Below are 1,435 nucleotides of genomic sequence, written 5' to 3'. Positions count from 1 at the left end.
GGATGCTGCTCGTTGTAATGTATATGAACGCCTCCCTTTGCGAGAGGTTTCTATAGCAACTAAGAACAAGTTGGGCTGCAGCTGTATATCCGGCCTTGTTGCAGCTCCAAGCCGCCGCTGCGGGCCACTATGAAATCCGCTGACTCGCACCTCATTGCTCAAACGAGCTCGAAGCTCTCATTACAACCCAGGTTCAGCGAGTCCCGGTCCTACCTGTTCTGTCATTCCACTAGAAACGCCTGCGCAACCTCTTGATGGTTTAAATCCGACTAGTTTGCTTGATACTCACCTGCTACAGTTTGATGCTATGTCGATGCTCATACTAGGCGAGGGCTCTGGCTCTGATAACCCCGCTCGTAAGGACGCCCATGTGCCAAGATTGCCCAGATGGTGCGGGCCATCTTGTTCGCCAAGGCAACCACGACAACATTCGGTGGGCGTCGCTTCTTCAGTTGCTCGACCCAGAGACCCGAATCCTTGGCGTTTGCCAGCACACACCGAGCCCCATGGGTCAAGAGAGTGCGTAAATAGGTATCACCTCTCTTGCTAATACCAAAAAGACCTATCTTGCCGCCGGAGCCATGCTGCCGCGGTACGAGTCCTATAAAAGCAGCAAATTCACGCCCAGATCGAAAGGATTTCGCATCTGCCATGGTGGCTACGGCGGCTGTTGCGGTAAGTAGTCCAACGCCAGGAATCTGAGCGATGGCTGAACAGTCCTTGTCTTGTTTCAACCACATGCGGAGCCGTTGCTCGATCCTTGCGATCTGCTCATCCATCTTTGCAAGCTCATTCCACCGATCACGCAATGTATCGATCAACATTGCCGGTAGTCGCTCAGCGAGCCGAAGCAAAGCGCCGGGAATGCTTTTGTCCAGTACGGTGCGACTCCTGCCCATGACTTCACCGTATTCAGCCAACAAACCGCGCAGTGCATTAATCTGCATGGTACGCATCTTTACGAGCTGCTGTCGCATCCTGTGCATTGCAAGCACTGCCTGCTGAGCTTCGGATTTAACGGCCACTGGTCTGCATGGCTGCTGAACAGCAAGCCAGATTGCACGTGCATCAGCTGCATCGCTTTTGTTACCGATGTTGAATGCCTTGACGAATCTCGCTGGCATCAGTCTAACTTGGTGTCCAAGCTTTACCAGTTGCCGAGCCCAATGTTGTGCACCACCGCACGCTTCCATACCAATTAAACAAGGTGTGCGATTCGAGAAGTAGTCTAAAAGGCTGGCACGCTTGATGGCTTTACTGACGGTCCGGCCTGTTTCTACGTCTATGTGGTGGATCTGGAACACCGACTTTGCGATATCAATCCCTACAGGCATGAGTAACATAGTGACCTCCGATGCAAAATCACGACTCCCTGACGAGCTAACTATATTCTTTCGGCCAAGGCTGACCAGGGCGGGAGGCGTTCATATCATTG

At 52.6% G+C, this 1,435-nt stretch carries 1 protein-coding gene; it reads right to left on the bottom strand.

Features of this window, described 5'->3' with window-relative positions; translation table 11 throughout:
* Positions 1-317: 317 nt before the first annotated feature.
* Positions 318-1,343 carry an IS110 family RNA-guided transposase gene (locus JJB74_RS32925; protein ID WP_200598764.1) on the bottom strand — a complete coding sequence of 342 codons (1,026 nt, stop codon included), beginning with the start codon at positions 1,341-1,343 and terminating at the stop codon, positions 318-320.
* Positions 1,344-1,435 lie beyond the last annotated feature (92 nt).

Source organism: Noviherbaspirillum pedocola (assembly GCF_016632335.1).
In the GTDB taxonomy this organism is placed as follows: domain Bacteria; phylum Pseudomonadota; class Gammaproteobacteria; order Burkholderiales; family Burkholderiaceae_D; genus Noviherbaspirillum_A; species Noviherbaspirillum_A pedocola.
This window is presented reverse-complemented; position numbering and strand designations above follow the sequence as displayed.

Bases quoted from the DNA above. Each gene is read 5' to 3' on its own strand.
- JJB74_RS32925 (WP_200598764.1), bottom strand. From the start codon at position 1,343: ATGTTACTCATGCCTGTAGGGATTGATATCGCAAAGTCGGTGTTCCAG.